This is a genomic window from Curtobacterium sp. MCBD17_030 (assembly GCF_003224255.1).
GTDB lineage: Bacteria > Actinomycetota > Actinomycetes > Actinomycetales > Microbacteriaceae > Curtobacterium.
In genome coordinates this window covers 13,912-29,073 of the sequence record NZ_QKLI01000007.1, presented here as the reverse complement: position 1 = coordinate 29,073, position 15,162 = coordinate 13,912, and the positions used below count along the sequence as shown (strand labels likewise).

The 15,162-nt window shown below is 73.2% G+C and carries 14 protein-coding genes; 6 read left to right on the top strand and 8 right to left on the bottom strand.

What is annotated here, in order from left to right; translation table 11 throughout:
* Positions 1 to 44 precede the first annotated feature (44 nt).
* The 3 genes from DEI89_RS08520 to DEI89_RS08510 all read right to left on the bottom strand — a co-directional run bounded on the left by DEI89_RS08520 (position 45) and on the right by DEI89_RS08510 (position 3,602).
* A complete protein-coding gene (locus tag DEI89_RS08520; protein ID WP_110903620.1) occupies positions 45 to 1,361 on the bottom strand; it encodes a sugar ABC transporter substrate-binding protein in 1,317 nt (438 codons plus the stop codon).
* A complete protein-coding gene (locus DEI89_RS08515; RefSeq protein ID WP_110903619.1) occupies positions 1,358 to 2,599 on the bottom strand; it encodes a Gfo/Idh/MocA family protein in 1,242 nt (413 codons plus the stop codon). Before DEI89_RS08515 ends, DEI89_RS08520 begins: the two co-directional genes overlap by 4 nt.
* A 214-nt stretch (positions 2,600 to 2,813) precedes the next feature.
* A complete protein-coding gene (locus tag DEI89_RS08510; RefSeq protein ID WP_110903618.1) occupies positions 2,814 to 3,602 on the bottom strand; it encodes a DeoR/GlpR family DNA-binding transcription regulator in 789 nt (262 codons plus the stop codon).
* 132 nt (positions 3,603 to 3,734) lie between these two features.
* Between DEI89_RS08510 and DEI89_RS08505 the strand changes: the two genes are divergently transcribed.
* From DEI89_RS08505 to DEI89_RS08485, 5 genes are read left to right on the top strand one after another with little or no spacing between them, the layout of a single operon-like run.
* Positions 3,735 to 4,613: an SIS domain-containing protein gene (locus DEI89_RS08505; protein ID WP_110903617.1), complete on the top strand. Its 879-nt coding sequence runs from the start codon at positions 3,735 to 3,737 to the stop codon at positions 4,611 to 4,613.
* Positions 4,613 to 5,569, top strand: coding sequence for an ROK family protein (locus DEI89_RS08500; RefSeq protein WP_110903616.1), 957 nt, complete (start codon positions 4,613 to 4,615; stop codon positions 5,567 to 5,569). Before DEI89_RS08505 ends, DEI89_RS08500 begins: the two co-directional genes overlap by 1 nt.
* Positions 5,566 to 6,690: an N-acetylglucosamine-6-phosphate deacetylase gene (locus DEI89_RS08495; RefSeq protein WP_110903615.1), complete on the top strand. Its 1,125-nt coding sequence runs from the start codon at positions 5,566 to 5,568 to the stop codon at positions 6,688 to 6,690. The genes DEI89_RS08500 and DEI89_RS08495 overlap by 4 nt, the downstream gene beginning before the upstream one ends.
* Positions 6,687 to 7,637 carry a 1-phosphofructokinase family hexose kinase gene (locus DEI89_RS08490; protein WP_110903614.1) on the top strand — a complete coding sequence of 317 codons (951 nt, stop codon included), beginning with the start codon at positions 6,687 to 6,689 and terminating at the stop codon, positions 7,635 to 7,637. The genes DEI89_RS08495 and DEI89_RS08490 overlap by 4 nt, the downstream gene beginning before the upstream one ends.
* Positions 7,634 to 8,470 carry a class II fructose-bisphosphate aldolase gene (locus DEI89_RS08485; RefSeq protein WP_110903613.1) on the top strand — a complete coding sequence of 279 codons (837 nt, stop codon included), beginning with the start codon at positions 7,634 to 7,636 and terminating at the stop codon, positions 8,468 to 8,470. Before DEI89_RS08490 ends, DEI89_RS08485 begins: the two co-directional genes overlap by 4 nt.
* Positions 8,471 to 8,508: 38 nt before the next feature.
* Here DEI89_RS08485 and DEI89_RS08480 read toward each other — a convergent pair whose 3' ends face one another.
* The 4 genes from DEI89_RS08480 to DEI89_RS08465 form a co-directional block, all read right to left on the bottom strand.
* On the bottom strand, positions 8,509 to 10,854 hold the full coding sequence (locus tag DEI89_RS08480; protein ID WP_110903612.1) for a hypothetical protein: 2,346 nt from the start codon (positions 10,852 to 10,854) through the stop codon (positions 8,509 to 8,511).
* A 121-nt stretch (positions 10,855 to 10,975) separates the two neighbouring features.
* Positions 10,976 to 12,364: an L-serine ammonia-lyase gene (locus DEI89_RS08475; protein ID WP_110903611.1), complete on the bottom strand. Its 1,389-nt coding sequence runs from the start codon at positions 12,362 to 12,364 to the stop codon at positions 10,976 to 10,978.
* 67 nt (positions 12,365 to 12,431) lie between these two features.
* Entirely contained in the window at positions 12,432 to 12,626 is a 195-nt protein-coding gene (locus DEI89_RS08470) for a PspC domain-containing protein (protein WP_110903610.1), read from the bottom strand.
* Positions 12,627 to 12,749: 123 nt separating this feature from the next.
* Positions 12,750 to 13,688 (bottom strand): NADP-dependent oxidoreductase, encoded by a 939-nt coding sequence (locus DEI89_RS08465; protein ID WP_110903609.1) that lies wholly within the window; start codon positions 13,686 to 13,688, stop codon positions 12,750 to 12,752.
* A gap of 99 nt (positions 13,689 to 13,787) precedes the next feature.
* On the opposite strand from DEI89_RS08465, the gene DEI89_RS08460 reads away from it, so the two are divergent.
* A complete protein-coding gene (locus tag DEI89_RS08460; RefSeq protein ID WP_110903700.1) occupies positions 13,788 to 14,606 on the top strand; it encodes a shikimate 5-dehydrogenase in 819 nt (272 codons plus the stop codon).
* A gap of 112 nt (positions 14,607 to 14,718) precedes the next feature.
* Here the strand turns inward: DEI89_RS08460 and DEI89_RS08455 are convergent, their stop codons facing one another.
* On the bottom strand, positions 14,719 to 15,162 hold the full coding sequence (locus DEI89_RS08455; protein WP_110903608.1) for an SRPBCC family protein: 444 nt from the start codon (positions 15,160 to 15,162) through the stop codon (positions 14,719 to 14,721).

Sequence of the window (15,162 nt, the reverse complement as noted above, 5' to 3'; positions counted from 1 at the left end):
TGTTCCGGCCGGTCGGGCGTGGGCCCCGACCGGCCGGCTCGTCGTCACTCCTTGGCGAGTGCCGCGTCCATCTTCTGGGCGAGTTCCTTCGTCACCTGGTCGACGGGCTCGGAACCGTCGAACGCACTCGGCAGCAGGTTCGTCTCGAGGGTGTTCCACGCGGCGGTGTTCTTCGACACCGGCAGCGGCTTGGCGTAGTCGACCGCGTCGAGGAAGACCTGCAGGTCGGCGTCAGGCATGGTCTTCGTGAAGGCGTCCTGCGTGCCGGTGTAGGCGGGGATGACGGCACCCATGTCACCCTGCTGCTGCTGAGCGGGCTTGCTGGCCAGGTAGGCCTGGAGTGCCTGCGCGGCGGCCTTGTCCTTCGAGCCCTCGGCGACGACGTTCGAGACGCCGTGGATGACGGTCGCCTGCTCCTTGCCCTTCGGCAGCGGGTAGGCGACGACGTCCTTCTCCATGTCGGAGCCGATCAGCGCCGACCGGAACCAGCTGCCACCCTGGTACATCGCGACCTTGCCGGAGGTGAACCACTGGTCCGCCGTGGTGTCGGTCAGCTGCTTGATCGAGGGCGAGGCGCCGGACTTGATCAGGTCGGTCCAGAAGCCGATGCCCTCCTGCGCGGCCTTCGTGTCGTACTCCGACTCGTCCCCGTCGATGACGGAGCCGCCGGCCTGGAAGATCGTGTCGTAGTAGGTGGTCTGGCCGTCCATGCCCGCGGCGGCGCCGTACGCGCCGTCCGACTTCAGCTTCTCGGAGAGCTCGGCGCCGGTCTTCTGGAAGTCGTCCCAGGTCCAGTCCTTCGACGGCATGGCCACGCCGGCCTTCTCGAACAGGGCCTTGTTCATCCAGACGCCGATGGTGTCGAAGTCCTTCGGGACGCCGTACTGGGTGCCGTCGTACGTGTAGAGCTTGTTGAGCGCTGGCGAGTAGTTCTGCGGGTCGATCGCGCCGGACTTCACCTCGCCGGTGATCGGGGCGAGCTTGCCGTTCCCTGCGTACAGCTGGAAGTTCGGGCCGTTCATCCAGAAGAGGTCGGGGAGCGTGTTGCTCGAGCCCTGGGTCTGCAGCTTCGTGAAGTAGTTGGCGTACGGCGTGACGTCGACGTTCACCTTGATGTCGGGGTACTCCTCGTTGAACCCCTTGATGTTCGCCTTGATGGCCTTCACCTGGTTCTGGTCCCAGACGGCGTACGTCAGGTTCGCCTTGGTGTCCTTCGCGACCTCGCCCGAACCGGAGTCCGAGGACCCGGCTGAGGACTGGCTGCTGCATCCGGCGAGGAGCGCGACGGCGCTGACGGCGGCTGCGAGACCGAGCAGTGCGCGGCGGCGGCCACGGCCCGGACGGGCGGTTGGAGCGGTCATCGGGTGGTCCTTTCGGGAACGTCGTCGCGGTCGGGAGTGGTCGCGAAGTGTCGGAGGGTGGCGTCGGGGAGGGGCGGCACGTCGATGGGGACGGAGCCGTTGCGGAGCGAGCGGGTGGCGAGTGCCCCGGCGGCGACGGCCGCACGGGCCGCGATCGGGGACAGGGTGGTCGGCTCCCCGAACGCCAGCGAGCGGAGGAACTCGGTCATGGTGAGCAGGTCGGCGTCGGCGTGGCCGTCCTCGACGCCGTCGATCGGGTACTCGACGTCCCCGGCGACGTCCCAGTTGCGACGGTGGTTCCACACCTTGACCACGCCACCGCCGGTGTCCCCGATGTTCTCGAGGCGCCCGTGGGTGCCGATGACCGTGTAGTTGCGCCAGTAGTCGGGCGTGAAGTGGCACTGCTCGTAGCTGGCCTGCACGCCGTTCTCGAGGGTCATCATGACCATCGACACGTCCTCGACGTCGACGACGGGGTTCAGCCCGGTCTGCTCGGCGGGCGGCCAGTTGTCGAAGGAGAACCAGTCGGTCATCAGTTCGTCGCTGCGGTCGCGGCGGTCGGTGACGTCGCCGTAGACGGACAACGAGCCCATCCCGACGACCCGGCTCGTGTACGCACCGGCGAGGGCGTGCACGACGTCGAGGTCGTGGCTGGCCTTCTGCAGCAGGAGCGAGTTCACGCGGCTGCGGTCGGCGTGCCAGTCCTTGAAGTAGTAGTCGCCGCCGTTGCCGACGAAGTGGCGGACCCAGACGGCCTTGACCTCGCCGATCTCGCCGCGTGCGATCACGTCGAGCATCAGGCGCACCACGGCCGCGTGGCGGAAGTTGTGGCCGACGTAGAGCGGGGTGCCGGTCTCGGCGGCGGTGTTGAGGACGGCGTCGGCGTCCTCGACCGTGATGGCGAGGGGCTTCTCGAGGTAGACGGCGATGCCGGCGCGGAGCAGGTCGATCGCGATCTCGGCGTGGGTCCAGTCCGGTGTGGTGACGATCGCGGCGTCGACGGCGTTCGGGGCACCGTCGGTCCCGATCAAGGCGCGGTGTCCGTCGACGACGGTGGCGTCCGGCCAGGCCTCGGCGGCTCGTCGCCGGCCGGACTCGGTGACGTCGGCGGCGGCCACGATCCGGGCGTCGACCCCGTCGGCGTCGAGTCCGGCGGCGGCGACGTGGTTCGCGATGTACGACCGCTGGCCGATGCCGACCACGCCGACTCGGAGTGTGCGCGTGCTCGTGATGCTCATCTCGCTCCCTTGCGTGATTGTGACGGCCATGATGCCAAATCGATCATGAATGCACAATATGCGCTCACGGATCGCTCACGGAAGTGTGATGCGAGGGTTTAACACGCCGGTAACGTGACCGCGCTCGGTCGGGCGGCGCGAGGCGGGTTCGCGAGCGTCGGGCAGGCCCCGGAGAGTCGGGCGCGGCGACGCACGTGCTCGCCGGACGTGCCGGTCAGTCCGCGACGACGAGCTCCGCGCCGGCGGCGGCCAGGTCCGCGGCGAACCGCGGCGGGACGTCCCGGTCGGTGACGAGCACGTCGATGCGGTCGAGCGGGCAGATGCGGGCGAAGGTCGAGCGCTCGATCTTCGTCGAGTCGGCGACCACGATCACCCGGCGGCCGACCGAGGCGAAGTGGCGACTGACCTCGGCTTCACCCTCGTGCATGGTGGTCGCGCCGTACTGCCCGGTCAGACCGTCGACGCCGAGGACGACGACGTCGAGGGCGAACTCGTCGAGCGTGTCCCGCACCAGCGGCCCGATCAGCTCGTAGGACTGCCGACGGGCGACGCCGCCGGTCACGACGATCTTGACGTTCGCGCGGACGGACAGCTCGTAGCCGATGTTCAGCGCGTTCGTGACGATCGTGATGCCGTACTCGCCGTCGGCTCGGATGAAGCGCTCGCTCTTGCCGAGTTCCCGCGCCACCTCGGTCGTCGTCGTGCCGCCGTTGAGTCCGACCGTGTCCCCGGGTGCCACGAGGGCGGCCGTCGCCCGGGCGATCGCGGTCTTCGCCTCGGCCTGGCGGGCGATCTTGTACTGCAGCGGCAGCTCGTACCCGGCACCGAGGGCAGCGGCGCCGCCGTGCGTCCGGGTGACCAGACGCTGGTCAGCGAGCGTGGCGAGGTCGCGACGGGCGGTCGCCGCGGAGATCCCGAGCTCGTCCCCGATCTCGGTGATCGAGACGTTGCCGCGGTCGCTCACCAACTCGAGGAGGGCGTTGAGCCTCTGCTGCGGGGTCATGGCGTCATCCTACGGGCGCTCCTCCGCGGGCTCCATGATCGGAAATGACGTTTTGCACTTGCATCGAGCACGATCGATCGTCATGCTGGCCGATATCCGATCACCAAGGATCGGTCCGACCGGAAGGACACCATGTCCGACACCTTCGTGGGCGACGAGCTGGCATCGCAGCCGGCCTCCTGGCGCTCCGCCGCGGCACTGCTGCCCTCGTTCATCGACGTCCTCCCCCAGCCGGGCGAGCGCGTCGCCGTCATCGGCTGCGGCACGAGCTGGTTCATCGCGATGAGCTACGCCGTCGCCCGTGAGTCCGCGGGCCTCGGCCTGACCGACGCCTTCGCCGGCTCCGAGTACCCCGCCGGCCGCCAGTACGACCGCGTCGTCACCATCTCGCGCTCGGGCACCACCACCGAGATCATCGACCTCCTGCGCGCCCTGCCGGACCAGCGCACCGTCCTGATCACGGCGGTGCCGGACAGCCCGGCCGCAGCGGACGCCGACGACGTCGTCGCGCTGCCGTTCGCGGACGAGCGCTCCGTCGTGCAGACCCGCTTCGCCACCACCGCGCTCGCCCTGCTCCGCGCATCCCTCGGCGACGACGTCGAGGCCCTCGCCGTCCAGGCCGAGACCGCGCTGACGCTGCCGATCGACGACCTGCTCGGCGCCGAGCAGGTCACGTTCGTCGGCCGTGGCGCCGCCGTGGGCCTGACGTTCGAAGCCGCCCTGAAGACCCGGGAGGCCGCACAGTTCTGGGCCGAGTCGTACCCCGCGATGGACTACCGCCACGGGCCGATCGCTATCGCGCAGCCCGGCCGCCTGGTGTGGTCGCTCGGCTCGGTGCCGGACGGTCTGGCCGACGAGGTCGCCGCCACCGGAGCCCGCCTGGTGCACCACGACCTCGACCCGCTCGCCGGACTCGTCGTCGTCCACCGGTTCGCCGTCGCCCTGGCGGAGCGCCGCGGTCTCGACCCGGACCACCCGCGCTCGCTCACCCGTTCGGTCATCCTCACCTGATGACCGCACGCGGGGCAGTGCTCGGGGTCGACGTCGGCGGCACGGGCATCAAGGCCCGACTGACCGCCGACGACGGACGGTTGCTCGGCGAGCAGCGCGTCCCGACCCCGCGTGACGACCCCGCTGCCGAGGCCCTCGCCGTCGTCGTGGCCGAGCTCGCCGTGCACGCGCGCTCGGTCGCCGGACAGCACGGCGTCGCACTCGACGCCGTCGGCCTGGTCGTCCCCGGCGTGGTCGACGAGGACGGCGGCCGCTCGGTGCTGTCCGTGAACCTCGGCTGGCAGGACGTGCCGGTCCGCCAACGGGTCGCCGCGGCGCTCCGGGCGACGGGCACCGACGTGCCGCTCGCGTTCGGCCACGACGTGCGCGCCGGGGCCCTCGCCGAGGTGCAGGCCGGCGGGCTCGACCACGGCACGGTCGCGTTCGTCCCGGTCGGCACCGGGCTCGCGAGCGCCCTCGTCGTCGACGGTCGGGTCGTCAGTGGTGGCGGCTGGGCCGGCGAGATCGGTCAGGTCCGCATCGTCCACGGTCCGCACGCGGGCCTCCGGGTCGAGGAGATCGCCTCGGCCGGTGCCGTCGCGCGCCGGAGCGACGCGCCGACCGCGCACGCAGCGATGCTCCGCGTCCAGAACGGCGAGCTCCTCGCCCGCCAGGTGTGGGACGACTGCGTCGGCGTCCTCGCCGACGCCCTCGCCTGGCTGACGGCCGCCGCGGGGTGTCACACGCTGGTCATCGGCGGCGGACTGGCGCAGTCCGGTCCGCTGCTGCTCGACCCCCTCACCGCGGCGCTGAGCGACCGGCTGGTGGGCGTCCGGGTCCCGGCCCTCGTCGGCGCACGACACGGTGACGCCGCGGGCGCGATCGGTGCCGCTCTCCTCGCACGGGAGCTGCTGGGGCGCGACCTCCCCGCCCGTCACCAGCGCGTCGACGACGGCCCGACCGCGGTGTCCGCGTGACGACGCTCGTCCGCGCCCCCCGGGTGGTCACCGCGGAACTCGACCTGGTCGACGGCTGGATCGCGGTCAGCGACGGTCGGGTCGCCGCGGTCGGCGCCGGACCGGCACCGGCACACGACCGCGTGGTCGATGCCCCGGGCACCGTCGTCCCGGGCTTCGTCGACCTGCACGCACACGGCGCGCTCGGCCACGACTTCGCCTCGTGCTCGGCCGACGAGGCCCGCGCCGCCGTCGCCCACCACGCCGGACGCGGTACCGCGCACCTGGTCGCGTCGATCGCGACCGGGGCGGTCCCGGACACGGTCGCCGCGCTCCACCGGCTGCGCCCGCTCGTCGTCGACGGCACGCTCGCCGGGCTGCACCTCGAGGGCCCGTGGCTCGCACCTGCCCGACGAGGTGCGCACGCGGTCGCCCTGCTGCACCCACCGACCCCCGCCGAGGTCGAACTCCTGGTCGACGCCGGAGGCGGGGCCCTCCGGGTGGTCACGCTCGCCCCCGAACTCCCCGGTGCGATCGAGACGATCCACCATCTGGTCGACGCCGGCGTCGTCGCCGCGATCGGGCACACCGACGCCGACACCGAGCAGGTGCAGCGCGCGGTCGACGCCGGTGCGACCCTGGTCACCCACCTCTTCAACGGCATGCCGCCGCTGCACCACCGTGAGCCCGGTCCGGTCGGGGTCGCCCTGACGGACGAGCGCCTGACCGTGGAGTGCATCGTCGACGGCCACCACCTCGACCCGGTCACCGTCGACCTGGTCCGCCGCGCTGCCGGTCACCGGTTGGTGTTCGTCTCGGACGCGATGGCCGCCACCGGCTGCGCCGACGGGCCCTACCGGATCGCCGGATCGGACGTCGTGGTCGACGGCGGGGTCGCGATGCTCGCCGACGGGTCATCGCTGGCCGGCAGCACGATCACCGTCGGTGACGCCGTCGCCCGGGTCCTCACCGCTCGTCCCGACGACGCCGCTCGTCCCGACGTCCGGGAGGCCGTGGCTGCCTCGTCCGTGCGCGCCTCCGCCCTGCTCGGCCTGCGTCCACCCCTCACCGTCGGTGCCGCTGCCGACCTCGTCGTCCTCGACCCGGAGGGCCGCCCCACCGCCCTGGAGGTCCCCGCGTGATCGTCGTCGTCACCCCGAACCCCGCGGTCGACGTCACCTACCGCGTCGCCGATCAGGTCGTCGGGGTCACCCAGCGCGTCCTGGACGTCGTCCGCCGTCCCGGCGGGAAGGGCGTCAACGTCGCCCGGGTGCTCGACGCCGCCGGGGTGCCGACGACCTCCGTCCTGCCGCTCGGCGGGACGAGCGGTGCCTGGGTCGCCGCGGCGCTGCAGCGGGACGGCCTCACGACGGCCGCCGTGCCGGTCGTGGGCGACACCCGGACCACGGTCACCGTCGTCGACGACCACGTCCACCCGACGATGTACGGCGAGCCGGGGCCGGCGGTGACGGCGGACGAATGGGCCGCCGTGACCGGTGCCGTGCGCAACGCGCAGGCGGCTGCGAGCGCCCTCGTGGTGTCCGGGTCCCTGCCACGCGGGACCGACCCGAGCGTGGTCCGGCCCTGGATCCGCGGCGCGGTCGACGCCGGCCTGCTCGTCGTCGCCGACCTGTCGGGGCCGTCGTTGCTCGAGGCGGCCGCAGCCGGCGCCACGGTCTGCAAGCCGAACCGGGAGGAACTCCTCGACGCCACGGGCGCGCGGGACGAACGCTCCGGTGCCCTCGACCTGCTCGCACGCGGAGCCGGGGTCGTCGTCGTCTCCGCGGGATCGGCGGGCATCACCGCCCACACGCCGGACGCGGTCGTGACCGTCCCCGCGGTGCCCGACGTGCACGGCAACCCGACCGGTGCCGGGGACGCCGCCACCGCCGGGCTCGTCCTCGCGCTGACCGCACCGGGCCCCCGGACGGCCGCCGACGTCACCGCACCCGACGTCCTCCACCGCGCCCTGGTCTCCGCAGCCGCGTACGGCGCCGCCGCGGTCCTCCGCCCCGTCGCGGGCGAGGTCGACCTCGCCGCCGTCGACCGATTCACCACCCAGCTCGACCGAACCGGGAGCCCCACATGACCACCGCCCTCGCCCTCACCGGCCTCCTCGATTCCGCACGCACCGCCCGTCGGGGTGTCGGCGCGTTCAACGTCGTCCTGCTCGAGCACGCCGAGGCGATCGTCACCGGTGCCGAGCGGGCCGGCCTGCCCGTGGTGCTGCAGGTCAGCGAGAACTGCATCCGCTACCACGGCGGGCTGGCGCCGATCGTCACCGCGACCCAGGCCGTCGCGCGGGCCGCCGACGTGGAGGTCCTCGTGCACCTGGACCACATCGAGGACACCGCACTGGTGCACGCGGGCATCGACCTCGGCGTCGACTCGATCATGTACGACGGGTCGCACCTGGACTACGACGCGAACGTCGCCGCGACCCGGGCGCTGGCCGACCGGTGCCACGCAGCGGGCATCGCGATCGAGGCCGAGCTCGGCGAGGTCGGCGGCAAGGACGGCGTGCACGCTCCCGGCGTCCGCACCGACCCGTCCGACGCTGCCGCGTTCGTGGCGGCGACCGGGGTCGACGCCCTGGCGGTCGCCGTCGGCACGTCGCACGCGATGCAGACGCGCGAGGCGTCGGTCGACCGTGACCTCGTGGAGCGGCTGCGGGCCTCCGTCCCGGTGCCCCTGGTCCTGCACGGCTCGTCCGGGCTGTCCGACGACGAGCTGCGGGGCGCGGTCCGCGCGGGCATGACGAAGATCAACATCTCGACGCACCTGAACGGGCTGTTCACCCGGGCGCTGCGCGACGTGCTCGACGAACGACCGGACCTGGTCGACCCGCGCCGCTACGTCGCCGCGGGCCGGGACGCCGTCGCCGCCGAGACCGCCCGGCTGCTCACGCTGCTCGCCGGGTAGGTCCGGGGCGGTCGGGCCCGGCCGGGGCCTGGCCGGGGTCACCCCCGGGTGCGGCTCGCCCAGATCGCCGACGTGCCCTTCCGGAGCACGACGTTCCCGTCCGACTGCATCCGGAGCGTGACGCCGGCTCCACCCTTCCGGCCCGTGCCGGTCGACCAGCGTGTGGTCCCGAGGGGCCCCGCGAGCACGAGGTCGCCGTTCGGCAGGAGCAGCAGGGACGACCCCGCACCACCGCCGGTCTTCTGGAAGAGGCGCGTGCTGCCGGAACTCGCGACGAGGAGCCCGTTCGACCGGACGCCGAAGCGCCGCGTCCCGCTCGCGTCCCGGATCGACTGCCCGGCGACGAGGGTGGCGCCGGGCACGAGCTGGTCGGTGCCCGGTGCGCCGTTGTGCCAGAGGAGCTTCCCGTCGCGGGCGGTCAGTCGCACGTCGCCGGCGTCGTCGACGGTCAGGCGGGCGCCGCCGGAGGTGGTCCGGGACGACGTCGACCAGAGGACCGCACCGGACGGGGCGACGACGGCGAGTCGACCGGTCGCGTCGAGTCGGAGCGCCGCGCCCGCGGCCGTTCCGCTGCTCCGCCACAGCCGTCGACCGTTGCCCCACTCGACGAGCGAGCCGTCGCCCTGCAGGTCGAGCCAGTACTGCCCGTACGGTGAGTGGATCGACGTCCCGGCGGGCACGGTCCGGCTCCCGGAGGCGATCGAGGTCGCGGTCGCCCCGGCTGCGGCGGCGGTCGTGGTCGGCGCCGTGCAGTCCGAGGCCTTCGGGAGCACGCGCCCCAGGGCCGACCAGTTCGGCGATCCGAGTCCGGTCGCCGCGTCCCAGCCGCGGGCTGCCCGCGCCGTGCCGTTGCCGCCGGTGACGACGTCGCGGAACGCGGCCGGGTTCCGGTAGAGCGCCTGGTGGACGTCACCGACGCCGGCGGCGCACCCGCGGGCGGTCAACGCGACCGCGAGCTGGCCGGCGAGCACCGGGGACGCCAGGCTGGTCCCGCCACCGAGCACGAACCCGTGCGCGGTCGACAGGTACACCCCGAGCCCCTTCGCCGGGTCGGCGAGTGCGGCGACGTCGGGCAGCAGGCGCTTCGTTCCGCTGATGCCCGTCCCGGTCTGCCACGCGGGCTTGGCGTAGGCGCTCGAGGTCCCGCCCCCGCCGCCACCCAGGGAGTTCGACCAGCCCGCCTCGGTCCAGGCGGTCCCCGTCTTCGTCCCCGTCTTCGTGAGCGAGGTACCGCCGACGCCGACGACCGCGGGCGAGGACGCCGGGTACGACACGTCGCGGATGGTCGTCGTCGGTCCGGTCGGGCAGCGCGCGCCGTCGTCTCCGGTGGCGGCGAAGACGGTGGCACCGGCAGCGACGATGCGCGCCAGGGCGGCGTCGAGTGCGGCCCGGGCCGCCGCGGGGGTCTGCGTCTCGCAACTGCCCCAGGAGATGCTCACCGCGGTGATGCCGGCGGTCCGCACCTCGTCCGCGATCCGGCTGTACGCGTCGTAGCTGCCCCGGAACGAGTTCTCCGTCACGTACACGCGCTGCCGGGCTCCCGGGGCGACGGCGAGCAGGGCCTGCTGGTCGAGGGCGACCTCGGTCTCACCCTGGGAACCGTCGCCGACGTGTGGGTCCGCTCCCGCGACCGCGATCTGGTCGAGCGCCGGCAGTGGACGCCCCGTCGCTGCGGCGGAGGCGCTGAGGTCGTTGCGGTCCCACCCGGAGAACTGCACGGTGGCGATCGTCGCGCCGGCCCCCGCCGTGGCCGAGCCCGAGGACCGGTACGCGCCGGCGAGGTCGGCGGGCGCGTACCCGGCGGGGACGGCCGCATGGGCGAGCGCCGGGCGGGCATCGAGCCCGAGCACCGAGACGACGGACCCGCCGAAGGACTGCGGCAGCGCCGGCTCCGCGGTCGGGTGCATGCCGTCACCGGTGCCGACCAGGCCCACGTCGAACAGGGCCTCGGCCTGGGCAGCGGTGCCGTGCGCCTCGACCTCCCACGTGTCCGAGTCGGTCACGGTGAAGCCGGCGCCGGTCAGGACCGATCGTGCGCGCGACCGGGCGTCGTCGACGGGGGCCACGGCCTCCACGGCGTCCGCGCGCTGGGCGGCGCTGTCCCCGGTGGTCGCCACGGGCAGGGCGGCGAGCGCGGCCGGGTCGACCGGCCGGAGCACCAGCGTCAGGTCGACGGGGGTGTCACCCGGGGTCGCGCCGACCGTGGGGTCGGTGGGTGCGGGGACGCCACCGGCGGCCGGCACAGCGGTCGCTGGCGCAGCGGTCGCTGGGGCGGCGGTCGCGCTGGCGGCGGTCGATGCCTGCGCCGGCAGGCCCGTGCCGGTCACGGCGAGTGCCGCGACCACGGCGGACACGGCGAGGAGGGTCGGGGTGCGGCGTGACATCGGCGATCGCTTCCGGAGATCCGAGACGACGACCGTCCCTGGCCGCCGGTCCGGCAGGTTCCGGACGGTGCACGCTACCCCGCCGCTCGACGCCCGCCGCAGCCCCAGTTCCGGGGCCGGGTCAGCAGAGCGGGACGTTCACCGCGAGACCGCCCATCGCGGTCTCCTTGTACTTGTGCGACATGTCCGCGCCGGTCTGGCGCATGGTCTCGACGACCTGGTCGAGCGAGACGTGGTGCACGCCGTCGCCACGGAGCGCCATCCGGGCGGCGTTGACGGCCTTGTTCGCCGCGATCGCGTTCCGCTCGATGCACGGGATCTGCACCAGGCCACCGACCGGGTCGCACGTCAGTCCGAGGTTGTGCTCCATCGCGATCTCGGCCGCGTTCTCGACCTGCTCGGGCGTCCCGCCGAGCAGTTCGGCGAGTCCCGCGGCGGCCATCGAGGCGGCCGAGCCGACCTCGCCCTGGCATCCGACCTCCGCACCGGAGATGGACGCCCGCTCCTTGTAGATCGAGCCGACGGCGCCCGCGGTCAGCAGGAAGCGGACGATCGCGTCGTCCCGTCGGTCGGGCGTGATCGTCGGCACGTAGGTGAGCGCGTAGAAGAGGACCGCGGGGATGATCCCGGCTGCGCCGTTCGTCGGGGCGGTGACGACACGGCCTCCGGAGGCGTTCTCCTCGTTCACGGCCATGGCGGTGAGGTTCGTCCACTCCATCGCGAAGAGCGGGTCGTGACCGGGGTCGTCACGGGTCAGCTGCTCGAACCAGTCGGCGGCTCGGCGCCGGACCTCCAGCCCGCCCGGCAGGGTACCGGTGCGACGGACGCTGCGGTCGACGCAGTCCTCCATCACGGCGTGGATGCGGAGGAGCCGGTCGCGCACCTCGGCCTCGGGGCGGGTCGCCGTCTCGTTGGCGAGGGCGACGCCGCTGACCGGGAGGCCCGTGGTCGCGCAGGCCGCCAACAGCTCGGCTCCGCTGGAGAACGGGTGGGGCACCGCGTCGGTCTCGACCGGGATCGCGGTGCCGGCGACGTCCTCGCCCGGCTCCTCGTCGCCGTCGCGGGCGATGAACCCGCCGCCGATCGAGTAGTAGGTCTCCACGGCGGTCTCGGTGCCGGTGGCGTCGAAGGACCGCAGGCGCATGGCGTTCGGGTGCCGGGGCAGCATGGTCAGCGGGTGCAGGACGATGTCCGCCAGCCGGAACGCGACCGTCGGGCCGCCCGCCAGCGTCAGGAGACCGCTGGACTCGAGGCCCTCGAGCGCGGCGGTCATGACGTCGGGGTCGATGTCCTCCGGCCGGTGTCCCATCAGGCCGATCGCGACGGCGCCGAGCGTCCCGTGCCCGTGCCCGGTCGAGGCGAGTGAGCCGTAGAGGTCGACCCGGATGCTCGTGACCGGCAGTCCGACGACACGTCCGGCGAAGTCGACGCCCGCGCGCATCGGGCCCACCGTGTGGGAGCTCGAGGGCCCCACACCGATGCTGAACAGATCGAAGACGGAGACCGGCACGCCGACACCCTACGCCGTCCGGACGGGACGGCTGTGCGTGGTGCCGACGACCGGCGCCGGGGCGACCTCAGCGGTGCTGACCCTGCACCGGCATGATGATCCAGAGCACGACGTAGGCGATCCAGAGCGGACCGGGGAACAGGCTGAGGACGACCCAGAGGGCGCGGACGCCGGTGCGGGACCAACCGAAGCGGTCCGCGATGCCGGCGCAGACACCGGCGAGCAGTCGGCCGGCACGGGGGCGGTGCAGTGTGTTCGTCATGTCCTCGACGCTACGGGTCCACGCCGCGCGACGGCATGGGGCAGCCTCCCGTCCCGGGGTGGGGACAACCCCACCAGCGCGGCACGGGCCTCCCGGCCTGGGGCTGCTCTCGGATGACCAGTCCTACGGGAGCAGGACGATCTTGCCGCGGGTGTGGCGCTCCTCGAGCTGGGCGTAGGCGTCCTGCACCGCGTCGAGCGGGAAGGTGGCGGCGATCGGGACCTCGACCGAACCATCCGCCACCATGTTCGCCAGTGCCGACAGGATCTCGGGGTCGGCAGTGTCGGCGCTGCCGGACGCCTTGGCGCCGACCTCGGCCGCGGCCGCGAAGGCGATCGTCGTCTCGATCCGGTCGGTGGGCACGCCGAGGGTGATGCCGAGATGCACGTACTCGGCGCCGAACGTGTCGATGACGGCGTCGATGCCGTTCGTGGCGAGCTCGCGGATCCGGTCCTCGAGCCCGTCGCCGTACGCGACCGGACGGGCGTTCTTGGACCGCAGCCAGTCGTGGTTCGACTCGGAGGCGATCGCGATGACGTCGACGCCCTCGTTGGTCAGCAGCTGCGTGACGAACGAGCCGACGCCGCCGGCGGCACCGGACACGACGACGGTCTCGCCGGCTCGCGGGTCGACGGCGCGGACGGCGGCGGCAGCGGTGGTCGCGGCGACGTCCAGGCCACCGGCGGCCTCCCACGAGAGCAGACGGGGCTTCGGGACGAGCTGCCCGGCGGGGACGGAGACGTACTCCGCCTGGCTCGAGCGCTCCCACGACCAGCCGAGGACCTCGTCGCCCTCCTCGAACCCGTCGACGTCGAGGCCGATCGCGGCGACCGTTCCGGCGAGGTCGGTGCCCTGGCCGGAGGGCAGCTTCTCGGGGTCGTGGTCGTCGACGAGGCCCTGGCGGATCGCGGACTCGCCGGGGTTGACGCCGGCGGCGCGGACCTTCACCAGCACGCGGCCGGGAGCGACCTCGGGAACGGGGACCTCGGCGACGTGCAGGACGGAACGGTCGCCCCACTCCTCGAAGCGGACGGCGCGCATGGTGTCAGGGAGAGCAGTCATCCCCGGTCACGGTACGCCAGGGCGGCGACGGACGCCGCACTCCTCGCGGACGGATGTGTGATGGACCGCTCCATCGTTGCCACGTGGGACACTGACGACATGCCCATCCTCCACAAGGACATGCAGCTCTGCATCTCACTCGCCGCCCGTCCGAGCAACATCGGCACCCGGTTCCACAACTTCCTCTACGACGAACTCGGGCTGGACTACGTCTACAAGGCGTTCACCACGACGGACCTGCCCGGGGCGGTCGCGGGCATCCGGGCGCTCGGCATCCGCGGGTGCTCGGTGTCGATGCCGTTCAAGGAGGACGTGATCCCCCTCGTCGACGAACTCGAGGAGTCCGCGGCCGCGATCCGCTCCGTCAACACGATCGTCAACGACGCCGGGGTCCTCACCGCGTCGAACACCGACTACGAGGCCGTCGCCGCACTGCTCGACTCGCACGGGGTCGACCGTGACGCCCGCGTGCTCCTACGGGGCTCCGGCGGCATGGCGAAGGCGGTCACGGCGGCCTTCCGCGGTGCCGGGTTCGAGCACCTCACCGTCGTCGCCCGCAACGAGGCGACCGGCAGCGCCCTGGCCGACCAGTACGGGTACACGTGGGTCGGCGCCGAGGAGCAGGCCGGGGACGCCGACGTGCTCGTCAACGTCACCCCGCTCGGCATGCGTGGCGACCAGGAGGCCGCGCTGTCGTTCGCGCCGGACCGCATCGCCGCCGCGGGCACCGTCTTCGACGTGGTCGCGTTCCCCTCCGAGACCCCGCTCGTCCGGGCCGGCCGCGACGCCGGTGCGCACGTCATCACGGGCGCGGAGGTCATCGCCCTGCAGGCGGCACGCCAGTTCGAGCGGTACACGGGCGTCGCCCTGACCGCCGACCAGGTCGCCCGCGCGAGCGCGTTCTCCCGCGAGGAGTAGGCGGGCGCCGGTGGCTGCGAGACGCCGCCGAGTGCGCACGACGCCGCCGACTCAGGCGGCGTCTCGCACAGACCGTGGCGTCTCGCGTCGATGGGGGCGTCTCGCGGAGGGCTCAGTGGCTGCGCGCGCGACCGGCTGCGACCCAGCCGAGGCGGCGTGCCGTCTCGTGGTTGCGGACCCAGATGCCGGGCTGTGCGAGGAAGCCGGGAACGAGCGTCCCCGGGCCCTTCACGGGGTTCTCCCGCAGGGTGACCCGGCAGCCGCGGGGGTGGGGTTCGACCTCGACCTCGACGCGGGCCTCCCCCACCGGCCACCCGCGCGCCTGGATCACCATGCGTCGGGGCTCGTCGTACTCAAGGACACTCGTCGTGTCGTTGATCACGAGCGGCCACACCCCGAACGAGTGGTGCAGCTTCGTGCCGACCGCGGGCCAGCCGGGGTCCTCGCCGCGCATCCGGGACGCGCCGACCACCCAGGTGGGGTAGAGCCAGCCGTCGCGGAGGACGTCGAAGACCTCCTCGGGCGTGCAGTGGATGATCCGGACGTTCTTCGCCAT

Excerpts from the sequence above, each read along its gene's own strand:
- DEI89_RS08510 (WP_110903618.1), bottom strand. The coding sequence starts at position 3,602 with ATGACCCCGCAGCAGAGGCTCAACGCCCTCCTCGAGTTGGTGAGCGAC.
- DEI89_RS08465 (WP_110903609.1), bottom strand. The coding sequence starts at position 13,688 with ATGACTGCTCTCCCTGACACCATGCGCGCCGTCCGCTTCGAGGAGTGG.
- DEI89_RS08485 (WP_110903613.1), top strand. The coding sequence starts at position 7,634 with ATGACCACCGCCCTCGCCCTCACCGGCCTCCTCGATTCCGCACGCACC.
- DEI89_RS08500 (WP_110903616.1), top strand. The coding sequence starts at position 4,613 with ATGACCGCACGCGGGGCAGTGCTCGGGGTCGACGTCGGCGGCACGGGC.
- DEI89_RS08480 (WP_110903612.1), bottom strand. The coding sequence starts at position 10,854 with ATGTCACGCCGCACCCCGACCCTCCTCGCCGTGTCCGCCGTGGTCGCG.
- DEI89_RS08455 (WP_110903608.1), bottom strand. The coding sequence starts at position 15,162 with ATGGCGAAGAACGTCCGGATCATCCACTGCACGCCCGAGGAGGTCTTC.
- DEI89_RS08505 (WP_110903617.1), top strand. The coding sequence starts at position 3,735 with ATGTCCGACACCTTCGTGGGCGACGAGCTGGCATCGCAGCCGGCCTCC.
- DEI89_RS08515 (WP_110903619.1), bottom strand. The coding sequence starts at position 2,599 with ATGAGCATCACGAGCACGCGCACACTCCGAGTCGGCGTGGTCGGCATC.
- DEI89_RS08520 (WP_110903620.1), bottom strand. The coding sequence starts at position 1,361 with ATGACCGCTCCAACCGCCCGTCCGGGCCGTGGCCGCCGCCGCGCACTG.
- DEI89_RS08460 (WP_110903700.1), top strand. The coding sequence starts at position 13,788 with ATGCCCATCCTCCACAAGGACATGCAGCTCTGCATCTCACTCGCCGCC.
- DEI89_RS08470 (WP_110903610.1), bottom strand. The coding sequence starts at position 12,626 with ATGACGAACACACTGCACCGCCCCCGTGCCGGCCGACTGCTCGCCGGT.